This window comes from Phenylobacterium sp. (assembly GCF_036264965.1).
Classification (GTDB): Bacteria; Pseudomonadota; Alphaproteobacteria; order Caulobacterales; family Caulobacteraceae; genus Phenylobacterium.
This window is the reverse complement of record NZ_DATAPY010000101.1, coordinates 1-17633: the sequence shown is the minus strand read 5'-3', so window position 1 is coordinate 17633 and position 17633 is coordinate 1. Positions and strand designations below refer to the sequence as shown.

Annotated in this window: 20 protein-coding genes and 1 pseudogene; 14 read left to right on the top strand and 7 right to left on the bottom strand. The window is 68.7% G+C overall.

Going from position 1 to position 17633, the window contains the following annotated elements; genetic code table 11:
- The 4 genes from VHS75_RS12995 to VHS75_RS12980 form a co-directional block, all read right to left on the bottom strand.
- Positions 1–675, bottom strand: a 675-nt coding sequence (locus VHS75_RS12995; protein ID WP_329639039.1) for a transposase, incomplete at its 3' end; no start/stop codon positions are given.
- Between the two features lie 204 nt (positions 676–879).
- Positions 880–3225 carry an ATP-dependent helicase gene (locus VHS75_RS12990; RefSeq protein WP_329639038.1) on the bottom strand — a complete coding sequence of 782 codons (2346 nt, stop codon included), beginning with the start codon at positions 3223–3225 and terminating at the stop codon, positions 880–882.
- Between the two features lie 57 nt (positions 3226–3282).
- Positions 3283–3630 (bottom strand): hypothetical protein, encoded by a 348-nt coding sequence (locus tag VHS75_RS12985; RefSeq protein ID WP_329639037.1) that lies wholly within the window; start codon positions 3628–3630, stop codon positions 3283–3285.
- Positions 3631–3687: 57 nt separating this feature from the next.
- Positions 3688–3906, bottom strand: a complete 219-nt coding sequence (locus VHS75_RS12980) for a ribbon-helix-helix domain-containing protein (RefSeq protein ID WP_329639036.1) — start codon at positions 3904–3906, stop codon at positions 3688–3690.
- Positions 3907–4038: 132 nt separating this feature from the next.
- Between VHS75_RS12980 and VHS75_RS12975 the strand changes: the two genes are divergently transcribed.
- Complete coding sequence (locus tag VHS75_RS12975; RefSeq protein ID WP_329639035.1) at positions 4039–4797, top strand: Coq4 family protein; 759 nt, start codon at positions 4039–4041, stop codon at positions 4795–4797.
- Between the two features lie 147 nt (positions 4798–4944).
- On the opposite strand, the gene VHS75_RS12970 is transcribed toward VHS75_RS12975, so the two are convergent.
- The gene (locus tag VHS75_RS12970; RefSeq protein ID WP_329639034.1) at positions 4945–5121 is read right to left on the bottom strand and encodes a DUF4169 family protein; all 177 of its coding nucleotides are present in this window, start codon (positions 5119–5121) and stop codon (positions 4945–4947) included.
- 60 nt (positions 5122–5181) lie between these two features.
- Here VHS75_RS12970 and VHS75_RS12965 point away from each other — a divergent pair, with 60 nt between their 5' ends.
- Entirely contained in the window at positions 5182–5418 is a 237-nt protein-coding gene (locus VHS75_RS12965) for a DUF2171 domain-containing protein (RefSeq protein WP_329639033.1), read from the top strand.
- A gap of 77 nt (positions 5419–5495) precedes the next feature.
- On the top strand, positions 5496–6878 hold the full coding sequence (locus VHS75_RS12960; protein ID WP_329639032.1) for a M28 family metallopeptidase: 1383 nt from the start codon (positions 5496–5498) through the stop codon (positions 6876–6878).
- A 58-nt stretch (positions 6879–6936) separates the two neighbouring features.
- On the opposite strand, the gene VHS75_RS12955 is transcribed toward VHS75_RS12960, so the two are convergent.
- Positions 6937–8139, bottom strand: a complete 1203-nt coding sequence (locus VHS75_RS12955) for a pyridoxal phosphate-dependent aminotransferase (RefSeq protein WP_329639031.1) — start codon at positions 8137–8139, stop codon at positions 6937–6939.
- A gap of 104 nt (positions 8140–8243) precedes the next feature.
- Between VHS75_RS12955 and VHS75_RS12950 the strand changes: the two genes are divergently transcribed.
- From VHS75_RS12950 to VHS75_RS12920, 7 genes are all read left to right on the top strand, one after another.
- The gene (locus tag VHS75_RS12950; protein WP_414694307.1) at positions 8244–8984 is read left to right on the top strand and encodes a TVP38/TMEM64 family protein; all 741 of its coding nucleotides are present in this window, start codon (positions 8244–8246) and stop codon (positions 8982–8984) included.
- A gap of 37 nt (positions 8985–9021) precedes the next feature.
- Entirely contained in the window at positions 9022–9282 is a 261-nt protein-coding gene (locus VHS75_RS12945) for a hypothetical protein (protein ID WP_329639030.1), read from the top strand.
- Positions 9279–9560, top strand: coding sequence for a type II toxin-antitoxin system RelE/ParE family toxin (locus tag VHS75_RS12940; protein ID WP_329639029.1), 282 nt, complete (start codon positions 9279–9281; stop codon positions 9558–9560). The genes VHS75_RS12945 and VHS75_RS12940 overlap by 4 nt, the downstream gene beginning before the upstream one ends.
- Positions 9561–9570: 10 nt before the next feature.
- Positions 9571–10188: a glutathione S-transferase family protein gene (locus tag VHS75_RS12935; RefSeq protein ID WP_329639028.1), complete on the top strand. Its 618-nt coding sequence runs from the start codon at positions 9571–9573 to the stop codon at positions 10186–10188.
- Between the two features lie 206 nt (positions 10189–10394).
- Positions 10395–11981 (top strand): 2-isopropylmalate synthase, encoded by a 1587-nt coding sequence (locus VHS75_RS12930; RefSeq protein WP_329639027.1) that lies wholly within the window; start codon positions 10395–10397, stop codon positions 11979–11981.
- A 100-nt stretch (positions 11982–12081) separates the two neighbouring features.
- Positions 12082–12963, top strand: a complete 882-nt coding sequence (locus tag VHS75_RS12925) for a DMT family transporter (protein WP_329639026.1) — start codon at positions 12082–12084, stop codon at positions 12961–12963.
- A 52-nt stretch (positions 12964–13015) separates the two neighbouring features.
- Entirely contained in the window at positions 13016–13552 is a 537-nt protein-coding gene (locus tag VHS75_RS12920) for a homogentisate 1,2-dioxygenase (protein WP_329639025.1), read from the top strand.
- A 23-nt stretch (positions 13553–13575) separates the two neighbouring features.
- Here the strand turns inward: VHS75_RS12920 and VHS75_RS12915 are convergent, their stop codons facing one another.
- The gene (locus VHS75_RS12915) at positions 13576–14370 is read right to left on the bottom strand and encodes a TOBE domain-containing protein (RefSeq protein WP_329639024.1); all 795 of its coding nucleotides are present in this window, start codon (positions 14368–14370) and stop codon (positions 13576–13578) included.
- 227 nt (positions 14371–14597) lie between these two features.
- On the opposite strand from VHS75_RS12915, the gene VHS75_RS12910 reads away from it, so the two are divergent.
- From VHS75_RS12910 to VHS75_RS12895, 4 genes and pseudogenes are all read left to right on the top strand, one after another.
- On the top strand, positions 14598–15641 hold the full coding sequence (locus tag VHS75_RS12910; protein ID WP_012522835.1) for a rod shape-determining protein: 1044 nt from the start codon (positions 14598–14600) through the stop codon (positions 15639–15641).
- Between the two features lie 62 nt (positions 15642–15703).
- Positions 15704–16780 (top strand): annotated as a pseudogene (gene mreC / locus VHS75_RS12905) (rod shape-determining protein MreC); the annotation flags it as partial.
- 203 nt (positions 16781–16983) lie between these two features.
- The gene (locus VHS75_RS12900; protein WP_329639022.1) at positions 16984–17493 is read left to right on the top strand and encodes a hypothetical protein; all 510 of its coding nucleotides are present in this window, start codon (positions 16984–16986) and stop codon (positions 17491–17493) included.
- Between the two features lie 11 nt (positions 17494–17504).
- On the top strand, positions 17505–17633 hold a 129-nt coding region (locus VHS75_RS12895; RefSeq protein WP_329639040.1), incomplete at its 3' end, for a hypothetical protein.

The window sequence follows — 17633 nt, the reverse complement described above, 5'->3', positions numbered from 1 at the left end:
CTGGTCGGGCGCGGCATGCACCTGGACCTCCAGAGCCTGGAAGTCCTTCATCTGCTCGCGCAGCGCCGCGATCTTCTCCTTCAGCCGCACCGCCTTGGCCTCGGAGATCTCGCCGTCATGCCGGTCGGCGGTCTCCAGCGCGGCCATGTAGCGCGCGATGCTGGCCTCCACCTGCTCCATCCGCCGCTGGATCGAGGCGCGGGTGAAGTTCTTGTCGCGGGTGTTCACCGCCTTGAATTTGCTGCCGTCGATCGCCGCCACCGCGTGGGTGAACAGCTCCAGCTGACGGCACAGCGCGATGAACTGGCGGCAAGCAGCCCGGATCGCCGGACCGTTGTCGCGCCGGAAGTCGGCGATGGTCTTGAAGTCCGGAGCCAGCCGCTCAGTCAGCCACATCATCTCGACGTTGCGCTGCGCCTCGCGCTCCAGCTTCCGGGTCGAGGCGATCTGGTTGATGTAGCCGTAGACGTAGATCTTCAGCAGCAGGCCCGGGTGGTAGCTCGGCCGGCCGGTCACCTCCGGCACGACGCCGTCAAAGCCCAGCGCCTTCAGATCCAGCTCGTCGACGAAGACGTCGATCACCCGGACTGGGTTCTCCTCGGAGACGTAGTCCTCAAGGAATTCCGGGAGCAGCGTGCCCTGACGCCGGTCCTCCCCCTCGACAAAGCGCTTCATCCCGCCCTCCGAAGTCGATGGTCAGGAATCTAAACTGCTTCGGCCTTTTCACACAGGCTCCACCCATCGCGGACTTCCGCCAGTTCGGCTAACGGAAGCCATGGCCGACCGCTACTTCACCGACCCTTACTTGGCCGCGGTCTACGACGCCGCCAATCCGCGACATCGCCGGGATGAGCGGAACTAAAATCGGAATCTGGAACCTCAGCCCTTATCCACGAAGCTGTCGATGACCTTCTTTTCGCCGGCCTTTTCGAAGGCGACGGTGAGCTTGTTGCCCTCGACCGCCGTCACCGCGCCGTAGCCGAACTTCTGGTGGAAGACCCGGTCGCCGCGCTTGTAGTCGCTGGCGGCGCTTTCCGCGGAGGTGGCGACCAGCCGGCCTTCGCCCTCGATGACCTGTTGCCGGCCCGGATGGCTGCCCTTGTAGCCGGCGGCCTGGGCGCGTCGCCAACCAGGCGAGGAATAGCCACCGCCGAACGAGGGCGTCTCATCCCAGCGGGAGCCGTGCTGCTGCATGCCGGGGCCGCCGCCGTAATAGCCGGTCTCCGAGGAGGCCTCGACGTTTTCGAGCGGCAGCTCGTCGACGAAGCGACTGGGTAGCTGACTGGTCCAGCGGCCATAGACTTGGCGGTTGGCGGCGAAGGAGACGCGCGCTTCCTCGCGGGCCCGGGTGATGCCCACGTAGGCCAGGCGGCGCTCCTCCTCGAGGCCCTTCTCGCCCTTCTCGTCCATGCTGCGTTGGGACGGGAAGACGCCTTCCTCCCAACCGGGCAGGAAGACCAGCGGGAACTCCAGCCCCTTGGCCGAGTGCAGGGTCATGATCTGCACCGCATCCGCCTGCGGGCCGCGGTCGAGGTCCATCACCAGGGAGACGTGCTCGAGATAGGCCTCGAGCGTCTCGAAGTTGCCCATCGATTGGACGAGCTCCTTCAGGTTCTCCAGCCGGGTCTGGGCGGTGGGGCTTTTGTCGAGGCGAAGGGCGTCGGTGTAGCCGCTCTCCTCCAGCACGGCCTCCATGAGCCGCGGATGGGCCGTGCGCTCGGCCTCGGCGCGCCAGCGGTCGAGGTCGCGCAGGAAGTTCGCCAGCGAGGTTCGCGTGCGCGCCGCCAGCTCATCGGTCAGCACGAGTTGCCGCGCGGCGATCACTGCCGGCACGCCGCCGAGCCGAGCGACCTGCAAGAGCTTCTGGACGGTCGTGTCGCCGATGCCGCGTTTGGGGACGTTGACGATCCGCTCGAAGGCCAGGTCGTCGTCGGGCGACTGGATCAGCCGCAGATAGGCGTGGGCGTCGCGGATCTCGGCCCGCTCGAAGAACCGGGGACCGCCGACCACGGTGTAGGGGATCTGCAGGAGCACGAACCGCTCTTCGAAGGCGCGCATCTGGAAGGAGGCGCGGACCAGGATCGCCATGTCGCGGAACCGGCGCGGCTTCCTGTCCGTCGATCCCTTGTGGGCGCGCTCGATCTCGTCGGCGATCAGCCGGCTCTCGGCCTCGCCGTCCCAGACGCCGCGGACCACGACCTTCTCGCCGCCCTCGGCCTCGGTCCAAAGCGTCTTGCCGAGCCGGCTCTTGTTGGCGGCGATCAGGCCCGACGCCGCGGCAAGGATGTGGCTGGTGGAGCGGTAGTTGCGCTCCAGGCGGATCACCTTGGCGCCTGGGAAGTCGCGCTCGAAGCGCAGGATGTTGTCGACCTCGGCGCCTCGCCAGCCATAGATCGACTGGTCGTCGTCGCCCACGCAGCAGACGTTCTGCCGCTTCTGGGCCAGCAGGCGCAGCCACAGGTACTGGGCGACGTTGGTGTCCTGGTACTCGTCGACCAGCAGATAGCGGAAGCGGTCGTGGAACTCGGCCAGCACGTCCGGATTGGTCGTGAAGATCGTCAGGTTGTGCAGTAGCAGGTCGCCGAAGTCGCAGGCGTTCAGGACCTTCAGGCGCTCCTGATAGAGGCGGTACATCGCCTGGCCCTTGCCGTTCGCGAAATGCCCGCTCTCGGCCGGCGGCACCTGGTCAGGGCGCCAGCCGCGGTTCTTCCAATGGTCGATCAGCCCGGCCAGCATCTTCGGCGGCCAGCGCTTGGAGTCGACGTTCTCGGCCTCCAGCACCTGCTTGATCAGTCGTTCGCCGTCGTCCTGGTCGATAATGGTGTAGTTGGACTTCAGCCCCACCAGATCGGCGTGGCGGCGCAGGATCTGGGCGGCGACGGAGTGGAAGGTGCCGAGCCAGCGCAGCCCCTCGGCCTGCGGGCCGATGATGTGGGTGATCCGCTCGCGCATCTCGCGCGCGGCCTTGTTGGTGAAGGTGACCGCCAGGATCTCCCACGGCCGCGCCTTGCCGGTGGCCAGAATGTGCGCCAGCCGCGTGGTCAGCACCCGGGTCTTGCCCGTGCCGGCGCCGGCCAGCACCAGCACTGGCCCCTCGGTCGCCTCGACGGCGGCGCGCTGTTCGGGATTCAGGCCGTCGAGATAGTCCGCGGGCCGATGATCGGCGCGGGCCAGGTCGCTGACGCGGGGCGCAGGCGGGTCGAGGGGAGAGTCGGGCGCGGACATTGGACGTCGTCTAGCACGCCGGTCGCCATTTGGGCGCCCGCGCGTTCGCGGTGTGTTCTAGCTGCCGGTCGGCTGCGGCGCGGCGGGCGGAGCGGCCTGGGTCGGGCGGACGATGGTCCGGGAGCGGAGCGGCGTGGTGCAGGTCTCCAGGGTCTGAAGGAACCAGCCGTAGCTCATCGGCGGGCCGACCGCCCTGGCCGTGGCCACCCAGTCGCGGTTGGGGTCGGCGTGCTCCAGACGGTGCAGATAGGCGCGGAACAGTCGCGCGCCCCAGGGGCTGACACCGCCGTCCCCGGCCGGCTTGCCCAGCACGGTGGCGATTCGCAGACAGTCGAAATCGGCCTGCTGCTCGGCGGCGATGGCGGGCGGATGGGCCTCGACGTCGGGCGGCGGAGGGGCGAACATCGTTTCCCCTTTAGCACGTCGCGGCCTCTGCTGAAGCGGCTGCTGCCGCCGCTCGGTTCAGCGCGGCCGGGCTTGAGCAAAGGCCAGCGCCGCCAGACGGCAGGCCGAGGCGAGGGGACGGCCGGCGCGGGCGTCGTCGATGCGGCCGATCAGGGCGGCGAGGCTTAAGGCTTCCGCCTGGGCCATGGTGTCGAGCACGGCCCAGAACTCCGGCTCCAGCGCGATCGAGGTGGCGTGGCCGGACAGCTGGACGGAGCGCTTTCTTAAGGTCGCCATGGTTCGATACATCCGCCGGTTCGCGAGCCGGCGCAAACGCCGCGGATAAAGTTGACGGGGGTGTCATCTTTCGCTTGCATTAAGTTGACGGCGGCGTCATCTTCAGGCGGCAGACTGATCGAGGACAAGCCGATGGCCATGGTCGACACCGCCGAGCGTCCCGCCTTCCGCGCCGTGTCGCCGAAGATGGACTGGGGCCATGCGCTGCGCTCGCTTCGCCGTCTGCTGGACGACAAGGAAGACACGACCGCGGTGTTCGAAATCATGCGGGCGCTGAACGGGACCTCGACCGCCAAAGGCTACATGAAGCTGCTGGAGACCCGCGAGGGCGGGCGGATCGCTTTCCAGCGCCAGGAGTTCGCCGAGCGGCTGATGGACGACGCCTGGCTCGACGCCATGCCGGACGGCAGCGTCGGCGCTGCCTACCGCAGCTTCATCCGCGAAGAACAGCTATCCGCCGAGGGGCTGGCCGAGATCAGCCGTCAGGGCGCGGCCCACGTGGACGAACAGCATCCCTACGCCTGGATGGGCCGGCGCACCCGCGACGTGCACGACATCTGGCACATCCTTTCCGGCTATCACCGCGACGGCCTGGGGGAGGCGTGCCTGGTGGCCTTCTCCTACGCCCAGACCAAGGGGCTCGGCTGGGCGGTGATCGGCCTGGGCGCGGCCTCGCGGGCCAGAAAGGCCCGGACCTATCCCTATGTGAAGGCGATCTGGCAGGGCTACCAGCGCGGCAAGGCCGCCAAGTGGCTGCTAGGCGAGGACTACGAAACCCTGATGGCCGAACCGCTGGAGGCCGCCCGCCGCCGCCTCGGCATCACGCCGCCGACCATCTATGACTCGATCCCGGCCGAGGCGCGGGATCAGTCACTGCCCAAGGCGGCCTAGCTAGCGGGACCGCTCATCCCGGCGAAGGCCGGGACCCAGATCGCAAAGCGTCGATGTGGGCCGGTTTGCCGCTGAGCCTTTCGAGCCCGCAACTGAGCTATTCCATCTGGGTCCCGGCCTTCGCCGGGATGAGCGGAATCGAGAATCCTAGTCCTCGCGCTTCTTGGCTTCCAGCTCGCGACGTTTGCGCTCGGCTTCCAGCTGGGCGGCGAGCTTTGTCGGCTTGGCGATGCCGAACAGGCCGCGGTTCTGAGCGGCCCTGGCCTGGGCGTCCGCCTTGGCGCGCGCCTTGCGCACCTTGTTGAGATTGATCGGCTCGACCATCGGCGAAACTTCCCACGGTCTTCCGGGTTTCCCAAGTCTCAACCGCTCAGGAGACTGACAATGATTCAAGCTGCGCAGATTCGCGAACATATGGATGTGGTGGGCTCCGACGGCGGCCACGTCGGCCGGGTCGACAAGGTGATGGGCGATGAGATCGAGCTGACCAAGCTGGATATCGCCGCGGGCCTCAGACACCACATGATCCCGATCACCTGGGTCGAGATGATCGACGACGACACCCTGCGCCTGAACCTGACCAAGGACGCCGCCAAGGCCGCCTGGCGCACCAAGCACTAGTCGAAGCGCCCAGCCCCATGCCACCTTGCCGGCGGTATGGGGCGACGCCGTCGCTCGCGGTCTGATCGGGAGAGACGGTGAAACATCCAGTCCTGCTCGCGGGCGCCCTGGCGGCGGCCGCCCTGGTGGCTGCGCCGCTGCCGTTGGAGGCCGCCAAGCCGGTGGTCTGCGCCCAGTGCGTCAAGGCCAACATGGAGCGGCTGGCGGGCGATGAGTTGCGCGGCCGGGGCTGCGGCACCGAGGATGAGCACGTCGCGGCGCGCTTCGTCGCCGACACCCTGAAGCGCTATGGCGTCGCGCCGGCCGCCGGGACGGACGGCTATCTGCAACCCGTGCAGCTGTCGACGCCGACCGCCGCCTCGCCGCCGACCCTGCAGTTCACCTCGGGCGCCCAGCAGGTGGCGCTCCTGCAGGGCCGCGACATGGCCGCCATGCAGCCGCCGCCGTCGCTTCAGGCCCCTTTCATCCGACTGAGCGACGCCCATGCCTCGCCCGAGGCGGTGAAGGGCAAGATCGTGATCTACGACAGCCCGATCTATGATGCGCCCGGCGTGCAGGAGCTGCTGCGCGCGGGCGCGGCAGCCGTCATCGCGCCGGCCAGCGACGTGATCCTGACCCATTGGGATGACCTCTCCACCCGACCGCCCGGCCGCACCCAGATCGCCGGCGTCGAGCGCCGCGCCGGGCGTCCAACGGGCGTCACTATCTTCGCCAAGGCCGACGCCATGGCCGCCCTGCGCAAACTGGAGCCCGGCGAAGCGCGCCTCGACGCCCCGCAAGGGCCGCCGCGGGAGCGGACCACCTATGCGGTGATCGGCGTGCTCCACGGCACCGCGCCGGACGCGGATCGCCACGCCGTCCTGCTGAGCGCGCACTACGATCACCTGGGCGTGCGCAATGGCGTGATTTTCCACGGCGCCAATGACGACGCCTCGGGCACGGCGGCGGTGCTGGAGTTCGCCCGCATCCTGGGGCTCGGCGGCAAGCCGCGTCGGACCGCCTATTTCGCCCTGTTCGGCTGCGAGGAAGAGGGCGGTCTCGCCGCCCAGGCCTTCCTGGCGCATCCGCCGATGGCGACCAGCGATCTGGCCGCCAACCTCGAGTTCGAGATGATCGGGGTCGACGACCCGAAGCATCCCGGCTTCCTGATGCTGACCGGGTGGGAGCGGTCGAACCTCGGCCCGACCCTGGCGGCGCACGGCGCGCGGATCGTGCCCGATCCCTATCCGGAGCAGAACTTCTTCACCCGCTCCGACAACTACCAGCTGGCCCTGCAGGGCGTGGTCGCCCAGACGATCAGCGCCTGGCCGATCCCGCCGACCTATCACGACCCCAGCGACGACCTGGCGCATGTCGACCTGAACCTGATGGATCAGGTGATCGGCTCGATGGTGGCGCCGGTGACCTGGCTGCTGAACAGCGACTTCGTCCCGGCCTGGAACCCCGGTCTGAAGCCGTGAGGTCTGGCTGGATCCCGGATCGGCCCGTGCGGGCCGTCCGGGATGACTCGCTTCGCGGTCACTTCACCGCGGCGCAGAAGCGTTGGATGCGGCTGCAGGCGTCTTCCAGCTGGGCGTTCGAGGTCGCGTAGCTGATGCGGAAGTGCGGCGAGAGGCCGAAGGCCGCGCCGAACACCACCGAGACGCCTTCGCTCTCCAACAGTTCTACGGCGAAGTCGGCGTCGTCGCCGATGACCTTGCCTGAGGGCGCGGTCTTGCCGATCAGCTCGGCCACCGAGGGATAGACGTAGAAGGCGCCTTCCGGCGTCGGGCACTTGATGCCGCGCGCCTGGTTCAGCATCGAGACCACCAGGTCGCGGCGCTGTTCGAACAGCTTGGCGTTGGGGGCGATGAAGTCCTGCGGCCCGTTCAGCGCCTCGACCGCCGCCCACTGCGAGATCGACGAGGGGTTGGAGGTCGTCTGGCTCATCACCTTGGCCATCAGCTTGATCAGCGGCTCGGGCCCGGCGGCGTAGCCGATCCGCCAGCCGGTCATTGCGTAGGCCTTGGAGACCCCGTTCATGGTCAAGGTGCGGTCGTAGAGCGCGGGCTCGACCTGGGCGATGGTGGTGAACTCAAAGCCGCCGAACACCAGGTGCTCGTACATGTCGTCGGTGAGGATCCAGACCTGCGGGTGGCGCAGCAGCACCTCGGCCAGGGCCTTCAGCTCGGCGCGGGTGTAGGCGGCGCCCGACGGGTTGGACGGCGAGTTGAGCAGCAGCCAGCGGGTCTTGGGCGTGATCGCCGCTTCGAGGCTCTCGGGCGACAGCTTGAAGCCGGTTTCGGCGCTGGTCGGCGCGGCCACAGGCTGGCCGCCCGCGAGCATCACGATGTCCCAGTAGCTGACCCAGTAGGGCGTCGGGATCACCACCTCGTCGCCGGGGTTCAGCGTCGAGATCATAGCGTTCCAAATCACCGGCTTGCCGCCGGGCGAGACGTTCACCTGGGAGGCCTTGTAGGTCAGGCCGTTTTCGCGGGCGAACTTGCCGACGATGGCTTCCTTCAGCTCCACGATGCCGTCCACGGTGGTGTACTTGGTCTTGCCGTCGCGGATGGCCTTGATGGCCGCTTCCTTGATGTTGTCCGGCGTGTCGAAGTCGGGCTCGCCGGCGGCCAGGCTGATGATGTCGCGGCCGGCCGCTTTCAGCTCGCGCCCTTTCTGGTCGGCCGCCAGGGTGGCGGACGGCTTCACGCGGCTGAGGGCGGCGGATTCGAGCGACATGGCGGGGTAAGGCTCCCAAGGGGTTCGAGTTGACGGAACGAGCCGGGATGTAGCCTAAGCCGCCGTCCCGGTGAACCCGGCGTTTGGGCGCGCGGCTTGACCCCATGGGCGTTCTCGGCGACCTCAGGGCCCTGATGCGCCGCCTCTTCCAGGTCCTGTCGAACATGGACGCCCAGGCGTGGCGGACGCTGCTGGTCTCGTTTGTGCTGTTGGGCGGCGTCGGCCTGGTCTTCGTGTTCGGGGCGCAGGCGCTGGGCTTCAACGGCGCGGCGACGGTCCAGGCCTGGATGAAGGCCGCGTCGGGGCCCTGGTCGCTGCCGGTGGCGGTGCTGGCGTTTGCGGTGCTGGCCTTCGTGGGCGTGCCGCAGATCATGCTGATCGCCGCGGCGGTGGTGGCCTTCGGGCCGATGACCGGCTGCCTCTACAGCTGGATCGGCACCATGTCGTCGTCGCTGGTGGGCTTCTACCTGGGCCGTGCGGCCGGGGCGAAGACGCTGGAGCGGTTTTCCGGGCCGGGCGTGGCGCGGTTCATGGGCCTGCTGGCCAAGAATGGGCTGTTTGCGAGCTTCATCGTGCGGCTCGTGCCCTCGGCGCCCTTCATCGTGGTCAATATGGCGGCCGGCGTGACGCCGATGCGGGTGCTGGACTTCACCCTCGGCACCGCGGTCGGCATCGTGCCGAAGATCGTGCTCACCGCCTTCGCCGGCAATTCGATCTTCCGGGTGCTTCGCGGCGAGATCGGCAAGGACGCCCTGTGGCTTGTGGTCATCGCCGCGGCCTGGGTGGGGATCGGATTGGCCGCGCGCTCCTGGCTACGGCGGCGCGAAGCCGCGGCTGACAAGTGACGCGCCTGCGGCTAACCTCTGCGCAGATGAGGTGCGCATGACACGCCATGTCACGGTCGAACTGACCGACGCCCAGGCGGAAGTCTTGGACTCCGAGGCCGCTCGCGAGGATCGGCCCATCGAGGCGATCGTCTCTGGCCTGATCCAAAGGCAGGTGGACTATGACGCCTGGTTCCGCGCTGAGGTGCAGAAAGGCGTCGACGCCGCGGATCGCGGGGAACTCATATCCCACGAAGAGGTCGTGGAGCGTGGCTTGAAGCTCCAAGCGGAGCTCGTTGCAAGGGCTCGCAATCGTTGAGATTGCGATGGTCATCGCCGGCCAGCGCCGACCTTGACGCGATCCAGCGATGTGTAGCCGAGGACAATGTCGGCGCGGCGGGCCGTATGAGAACCCGCATGGAATCCGCTGCGAAAGGCCTTCTTGATCAGCCGATGATGGGCCGTACTGGCAAGGCGGATGGGACGCGGGAATTCGTCATTGCGCGCACGCCATACATATTGATCTACCGCGTGAACCCAGAGGTGTTGGAAGTGCTGAGGGTGATTCACGGCGCCCAACGCTGGCCGCCAACCTAGGAAACACCTGATGCTGAAGCTGTTCCACGCCTGGGGCTCCTGCTCCCTGGCCTCCCTGATCGCCCTGGAAGAAGCCGGCGCCGACTACGAACTCGTGGTCATGGACACCAAGGCCGGCGACCAGCGCACGGCCGAGTACGCCCGGATCAACCCGAAGGCTCGGGTGCCGGCCCTGGTCACCGACCAGGGTGTGCTGACCGAGACGCCGGCGATCCTGTCCTACATCCCCGAGACGCACCCTGCGGCGGGGCTGCTTCCGATCGACGCTTGGGAGCGAGCCCAGGCACACGCCTTCAATTCCTATCTCTGTTCGACGGTGCACGTCGCCCACGCCCACAAACACCGCGGCTACCGCTGGACCGACGACGTCGCCGCCCAGGCGGCCATGACCGCCGCTGTGCCGAAGAACGAGATCGCCTGCTTCCGGCTGATCGAGGACAAGATGTTCCAGGGCCCCTGGGTGCTGGGCGAGGCCTTCTCGGTTTGCGATGCGTACCTCTTCACCCTGTTCGGCTGGCTGCCCGGCGATGGGGTCGACACCGAACAGTTCGCGCGGCTTGCCGACCACAGCCGCCGCGTCGCTGAGCGGCCCGCCGTGCGCAAGGTTCTTGCTCAACAAGCGGCTTAACGTCCCATTCGACGCAAGATGGTTGCGCGGCGAAGACCGTTTCGGTAGACGCATTCGCCATGCGTACGCGCTCCGCCAGCCTGCTTCTTCTCGACCTGGGGCTTAGCCGCCCCTGGGCGCCTCTCTAGGCTGCGCGTCTTCGCGGCCGGGCGTCTCAGGGGATTTCCCTCGCCCGACCCCAGCCATCTCCCGCGAAGAGACCAAAAATGACCGCTCCCGCACCTGAATCCGCCGCCGCCCCGCGCTCCGAGCGCGACCGGGTCATCGTCTTCGACACCACCATGCGCGACGGCGAGCAGTCGCCCGGCGCGTCGATGTCGCTGGAAGAGAAGATCGAACTCGCCAAGATCCTCGAGGAAATGCGCGTCGACGTGATCGAGGCTGGATTCCCGATCGCCTCCAACGGCGACTTCGAGGCCGTCCGCCAGATCGCCGGGCTAGTCACCGAAAGCACGGTCTGCGGCCTGGCCCGCGCCGGCATGGCCGACATCGACCGCTGCGCCGAAGCGATCAAGAACGCCAAGCGCGGCCGCATCCACACCTTCCTGTCCACCAGCCCCAGCCACCGCGACCACATCCTGCACGCCAGCCAGGAAGACATCCTGGAGATGATCACCAAGTCGGTGGGCCATGCCCGGAACCTGTGCGGCGACGTGGAATGGTCGGCCCAGGACGCCACGCGCACCGAGCAGGACTTCCTGCGCCGCTGCGTCGAGGCCGCGATCCGGGCCGGCGCCGGCACGATCAACCTGCCGGACACCGTGGGCTACAGCTATCCGACCGAATACGCCGAGATGTTCCGTGACATCCTGGAGAATGTGGACGGCGCCGATAAGGTGATCCTGTCCACTCACTGCCACAATGACCTGGGCCTGGCGGTCGCCAATTCCCTGGCCGGCGTCCAGGGCGGCGCGCGCCAGGTGGAAGTGGCGATCAACGGCATCGGCGAGCGGGCCGGCAACGCGGCGCTCGAAGAGATCGTCATGGCGCTGAAGGTGCGGGGCGACGCGTTGCCCTTCCACACCGGCGTCGAGACCCAGCACATCACCCGCGCCAGCCGCTACGTCTCGGCGATCACCGGCTTTCCGGTGCAGTTCAACAAGGCGATCGTCGGCAAGAACGCCTTCGCCCACGAGAGCGGCATCCACCAGGACGGGATGCTGAAGGACCGCGGCACCTATGAGATCATGAGCCCCGAGACCGTGGGGCAGGGCGCGTCGAACCTGGTGATGGGCAAGCACGCCGGCCGGGCGGGCTTCCGCGAGAAGCTGAAGGAGCTGGGCTACGAGCTCGGCCAGAATGCCCTGAACGAGGCTTTCCAGCGGTTCAAGGACCTGGCGGACAAGAAGAAGCACGTCTTCGACGACGACATCATCGCCCTGGTGGACGATGCGCTCGCCTCGGGCGCCGACCGCATCCAGGTGAAGAACCTGCGGGTCATCGCCGGCACCGAGGGGCCGCAGGAGGCCTTCCTGACGGTGACCATCGAGGGCGAGGAGAAATCGGCCAACGCCACCGGCGACGGTCCAGTCGATGCGGTGTTCAACGCCATCCACAAGGTCGCCCCGCACGAGGCCGTGCTGCGGCTCTTCCAGGTGCACGCGGTGACCGAGGGCACCGACGCCCAGGCCCAGGTCTCGGTCCGGCTTGAAGAGGATGGCCGCATCGCCACCGGCCAGGCGGCGGACACCGACACGCTCACGGCCTCGGCCAAGGCCTACATCAACGCGCTCAACAACCTCACGGCGCGCAAGGAAAAGACCGACCCCGGCGCGATCGCGTCTGGGTTCTGACCCTCCGCTCATTCCCGCGAAGGCGGGAATCCATTTGGCCTACCGGCTGGTTCTGATTCAGCTTGGATCCCCGCCTGCGCGGGGATGAGCGGGTGCTTCAATGCTTTGGATCCTTCTCACAGCCGCGGCGGCGCCGCTGCAGGTGGCGCGCAATGCGCTGCAGCGCGGGCTGGTGGGCGACGCGGGCCCGTGGGGCGCGACCCTGGTGCGGTTCCTGTTCGGCCTGCCGTTCTCGCTGGCGATCTTCGGCGCGGCAGCGCTTGCGACGCCGGGCGCGAGCCCGCATTTCAGCCCCGGCTATGCGGCGGCGGTGGGCCTCGGGGCGGTCAGCCAGGTCGGCGCGACGGCGGCCCTGCTGGTGGCCATGCGGCGCGCGGGGTTCGCCGTGGCCACGGTGATGCAGCAGGCCTCGCTGCCGCTGTCGGCGGTGTTCGGCTGGGCCGCGCTGGGCGACCATCTGCATCCGCAAGCCTGGGCCGGCATCGCGGTCACCACGGCAGGCCTCGCCATCCTCTCCTGGCCGCGGCGCGATCAGCTGGCGGGCGCCGGCCTCGGCAGTTTTCTGGGCCTCGGCTCCGGCGCGGCCTTCGCGGTGGCCCTGAACGCCTATCGCCAGGCCGGCCTGGCCCTTGAGCCGCACCATCCGATCTATTCGGCGACGGCGTCGGTCTGCATCGCCCAGGCGATCCAGACGGTCCTGTTGCTTGTCGCGCTCGCCATCTGGCGGCCCGCGTCGCTGCTGGCCGTGGCGCGCGCCTGGCGGCCGTCGCTTGGCGCGGGCTTCTTCGGCGCCGCGGCCTCGGCCTGCTGGTTCGGCGCCCTGGCGCTGGCGCCGGCCGGGCCCGTCCGCGCCATCGGCGTGATCGAGGCGCCGATCGCGGCGGCGGCGGGACGCCGGCTGTTCAAGGAACGGCTGTCAGCACGGCAGCTGGCCGGCGGGATGCTCGCGGCGTTGGGCGTTGTCGCGACGGCCCTGGCCTAGGCGGTCAGGCAAGGGATATACAGTCATCCTGCATAACGGATGGAGGCTGACTTTGCGCGTTGTGGCGATGACGATGATGGCCGGCGTGCTCTGTCTGCCGGCAGCGATCGGTCTGGCGCAGGAGATGCCGGCGAAGAGCGCAGCTTCCTGCGCGGCCATGGACAAGACCCTGTCGCCTGACCTCGCCGCCTGGACGGCGCAGACGCCGCTCGCCGCCGCGACCAGCGCCGCGAGCCTCGGCAAGGCGGCGCTGACGCCCGGCAAGGCGGTCACCGCCGACCTGCCGCAGACGCCGCAGGTCCGCTTCGTGACCCAGCCGGAGAAGCCCGGCGGTGCGGTCAGCCACGGCGGGATGTTCGAGCTGAAGATCGACAAGGCCGGAACCTATGTCGTGGCCCTGGGCTCCGGCGCCTGGATCGACGTGCTGAAGGACGGCAAGCCGCTGGTCTCCACGGCCCATTCCCACGGCCCGGACTGCTCGACCCTGCGCAAGATGGTCGACTTCCCGCTGGAGCCGGGCCGCTATGTCCTGCAGGTTTCCGCCAACGCCGACGCCAAGCTGCCGATCCTGCTGGCGCGCCGGCCCTAGCCCGCTGCGGCAGGCCGCTCCAGCTATTCCACCGCCAGGATGACGTGCGGCGCCTTCACTAGGGCCGTGACGGCGTCGCCGACCTTGAGGTCCAGGGCGCGCGCGCTCTCCAGGGTGACGGTGGCGGTCAGGGTCTTGCCGCCGCCGATGCTGAGGCCGATCTCGCAGTTCACCGCCCCGTCCTCGCGGCTGGAGACCACGCCGGCGATCTGGTTGCGCGCCGAAGTCCGCAGGTTCTCGCCCTTGGCGAGGATCACGAAGCTGGACTTGATCAGGGCGATGGCGGGCTTGCCGCGCGCGAGCCCCAGGTCCTCGACGCTGTGGCGGGTGACGATGGCGGTAATGTCGACCCCGTCGCCGAGCCGCAAAGTGACCTCGCTGTTCACCTCGCCGGGCGTGACGTGGGAGATCGTGCCCCTCAGGGCGTTGCGGGCGCTGGTTCGCATGCCAAGGCTCCAGAAGAGATCGCGGGTCGGTTCGCCCGCCAGGCCGCTTTCAAGCTTGGCCAGCGCCGCGTCGATCTCGGTCTGCACGCGGCGGAAGGCCTCGACCACCGCGCGGCCGCGCGGCGTGACGCTGGCCGCGCCGCCGGCCCGTCCGCCGGGCGCCGCCTCGATAACGGGGCCGTCGAAGAGGTTGTTCAGCGCCTGCACCGCATCCCAGGCCCCGCGGTAGCTCAGGCCCAGGCGGGTCGCCGCAGCGCTGATCGAGCCGAGCTCGGCGATCGCCTCGACCAGGGCGACGCGGTCGAGGCCGACGCGCGCCATGGCGCCGCGGCGCAGCGTCAGGGATGCGTTCAGATCGCCATTGGCCGACATGCGAACACTCTACACTGCGGCGAAGCGCGGCGCCGCGAGCTTCTTCTGGCGCGGTCCGAACGCGCATGCTGCTGTTTATGCCTTGAATTCGACCAGAGGGCAGGGCAGGGAACGACCAGTCTTCCGGTAATTCGTAACGACTCGACGCTAGATTGAGCGTACGCGGTGTCGTTTCGCATCGTCGGCAAAACCGTCCCTTTTCCAGCCCCCAGTCTCCAGGGCCCTCCATGATCTCTTCGCTCTTCGGCGCCATCTCCAACGACATCGCCATCGATCTCGGCACCGCCAACACCCTGATCTACATGAAGGGCAAGGGCATCGTGCTGAACGAGCCCTCGGTTGTGGCGCTCCGCAACGTGGGCGGCCGCAAGGTGGTCCACGCCGTGGGCATAGAGGCCAAGCAGATGCTGGGCCGCACCCCGGGCCACATGGAAGCCATCCGTCCCATGCGTGACGGCGTGATCGCCGACTTCGAAGTCGCCGAGGAGATGATCAAGTACTTCATCCGCAAGGTTCACAACCGCAAGGGCTTCGTGAACCCCAAGGTGATCGTGTGCGTGCCGTCGGGCGCCACCGCCGTGGAACGCCGCGCCATCAACGACAGCTGCCTGAACGCCGGCGGCCGCCGCGTGGGCCTGATCGACGAGCCGATGGCCGCGGCGATCGGCGCCGGCCTGCCGATCCACGAGCCCACCGGCTCCATGGTGGTCGACATCGGCGGCGGCACCACCGAGGTGGCGGTGCTGTCGCTCTCAGGCATCGTCTATTCGCGCTCGGTCCGGGTCGGCGGCGACAAGATGGACGAGGCGATCATCTCCTACATGCGCCGCAACCATAACCTGCTGATCGGCGAGACCACCGCCGAGCGCATCAAGAAGGAGATCGGCACCGCCCGGGCTCCGGCTGATGGCGAGGGCCTGTCCATCGAGGTCAAGGGCCGCGACCTGATGCAGGGCGTGCCGCGCGAAGTCCGCATCTCCGAAAAGCAGGCCTCGGACGCCCTGTCGGAGCCGGTCGGCCAGATCGTCGATGCGGTGAAGATGGCGCTGGAAGCCACGCCGCCGGAACTCGCTTCCGACATCGCCGACAAGGGCATCATGCTGACCGGCGGCGGCGCCCTGCTGCGCGGCCTGGACGCCGAGATCCGCGACCACACCGGCCTGCCGGTGACCGTGGCCGACGACCCGCTTTCCTGCGTGGCCTTGGGATGCGGCAAGGTGCTCGAACATCCGAAATGGATGAAGGGCGTTCTGGAATCCACGTTAGCCTAAGAGGCAATTGAGTCGCTGCGCAGCGGGGGCTGTCGCAACACCGCTCGAACGAGGCTTCCCACGTGTCCTTAAGGGACAATCCGCTCGGTGAACTGAAGGTCCCGCTGACCTGGGCGGCGGCCATTGCGCTGATCGTGGCCGTCGTGGCGGCGACCGCCATCCTGCTCTCCGACCGCCGCGAGACCTTCAAGGCCGAGGCCTATGGCGTCTCGCGCAAGGCGAGCGACACGGTGCTGGCCCCGGTGGGTGATTTCCTGTCCACGCCCGGGCGCTGGATCGGCGCAGGCTTCGATACGGTGCGCGACTACTTCGGCGCGGCCTCCGAGAACGCCGACCTGAAGACCCAGCTCAAGGAAATGCGCCAGTGGCGCGACGTGGCCATCGCGCTGCGCGACGAGAACGCCCGCTACCGCACCCTGCTGGGCCTGAAGACCGATCCGCCGGTCCCGATGGTCGCCGCCCGCGTGGTGACCGACAGCCACGGGCCCTTCGCCGACACCCGCCTGGCCAACGCCGGGCGCGAGCGCGGGGTGAAGGTCGGCAATCCGGTGATGAGCGAGAACGGGCTGGTCGGCCGGGTGATCGGGGTCACCGATGGGGCCAGCCGCGTGCTGCTGCTCACCGACATCGCCTCGCGCACGCCGGTGATGATTGATCGCACGAACGCCCGCGCGATCCTGACCGGCGACGGCGGCCCGAATCCCAGGCTCGACTATCTGCGCGGCCGCGACCCGATCCGCGAGGGCGACCGGTTGCTGACCTCCGGCGACGGCGGGGTGGTGCCGCGCGGCCTGCCGGTGGGCACGGCGGTGCGCGGGTTGGACGGGCGCTGGCGGGTGGTGCTGGCCTCCGACCGCGCGCCGATCGACTTCGTCCGCATCCTGCTGTTCGAGGACTTTACCCAGGTGGTGAATCTCAAGCAGCTCAACGAGACGCCGACCCCGCCGCCGACCCCGGGGCCCGGCATGCCGAAGACGCCCGGCGCTGAGCCCGACGTCGCTGCGGTCCCCGGGCCCGCGGCGACCGCCAAGCCGCCGTCCCCGACCGGCGTCGTCGCCACACCTAAGCCGAAGCCTGCCGAGGACGCCGCACACAAGCCGGCGACCGCCAAGCTGGCTGGAGGCGACGGCGCGAAGGCGGAGGCCGCCAAGACGCCAGCGGCCAAGGCCCCGGCGGAGAAGAAACCCGCCGACGCGGCCAAGGCCGGGACCTCGAAAACGACGGATGCGAAGGCCGAGGCGGCCAAGCCCGGCTCAAAGACGCCGCCCGCCAAGCCTGACGGGACGGCGAAGCCGCCGGCCAAGCCCAAGCCGAGACCCCCGCCGACCGATGGAGGCCAGGGGTGAGCGCGGCGCGCGGCCTGCAGCCGTGGCGCTGGCTGGGCGTGCCGATGCTGCAGGCGATCGTCGCCACCATCCTGTTCGGCATTCCACTGCGCGCCTTCGACCTGCAGCTGCCGCAGCCGATCTTCCCCATGGCGCTGGCCTTCGCCTGGGCGGTGATCCGGCCTTCGATCCTGGCGCCCTTCGCGATCCTGCTCCTGGGCCTGCTGCTCGACGTCTACTGGGGCGGACCGCTGGGCCTGTGGGCGCTGTGCCTTCTGATCGCCTATGGCGTGGCGCTCGCGGGACGCAGCATGATGGCCGGCCAGAACCAGGCGATCCTCTGGGCCTGGTACGGGCTGACCACGGCGACGGCCATGGTCGCGGGCTACCTCTTCGTCATGCTGGATTCGCGATCTTCGCCCGGCATCGTCGCAATGCTCTGGCAATTCGTCGCCACAATCGTGCTTTATCCCTTTGCGCAGCGGCTCATCGACCTGTTCGAGGACGCCGATGTGAGATTCCGGTAGGGGCGCCGGCGATGTCTGAGCCGTCCATCTTCTTCGCCGAGGTCAACGAACGGCAGGGGGTCTTCCACCGCCGGGCGTTCATGCTGGGCGGCATCGCGGGTCTGGGCCTGGTGGCGCTGGGGGCGCGGCTGGCGCACCTG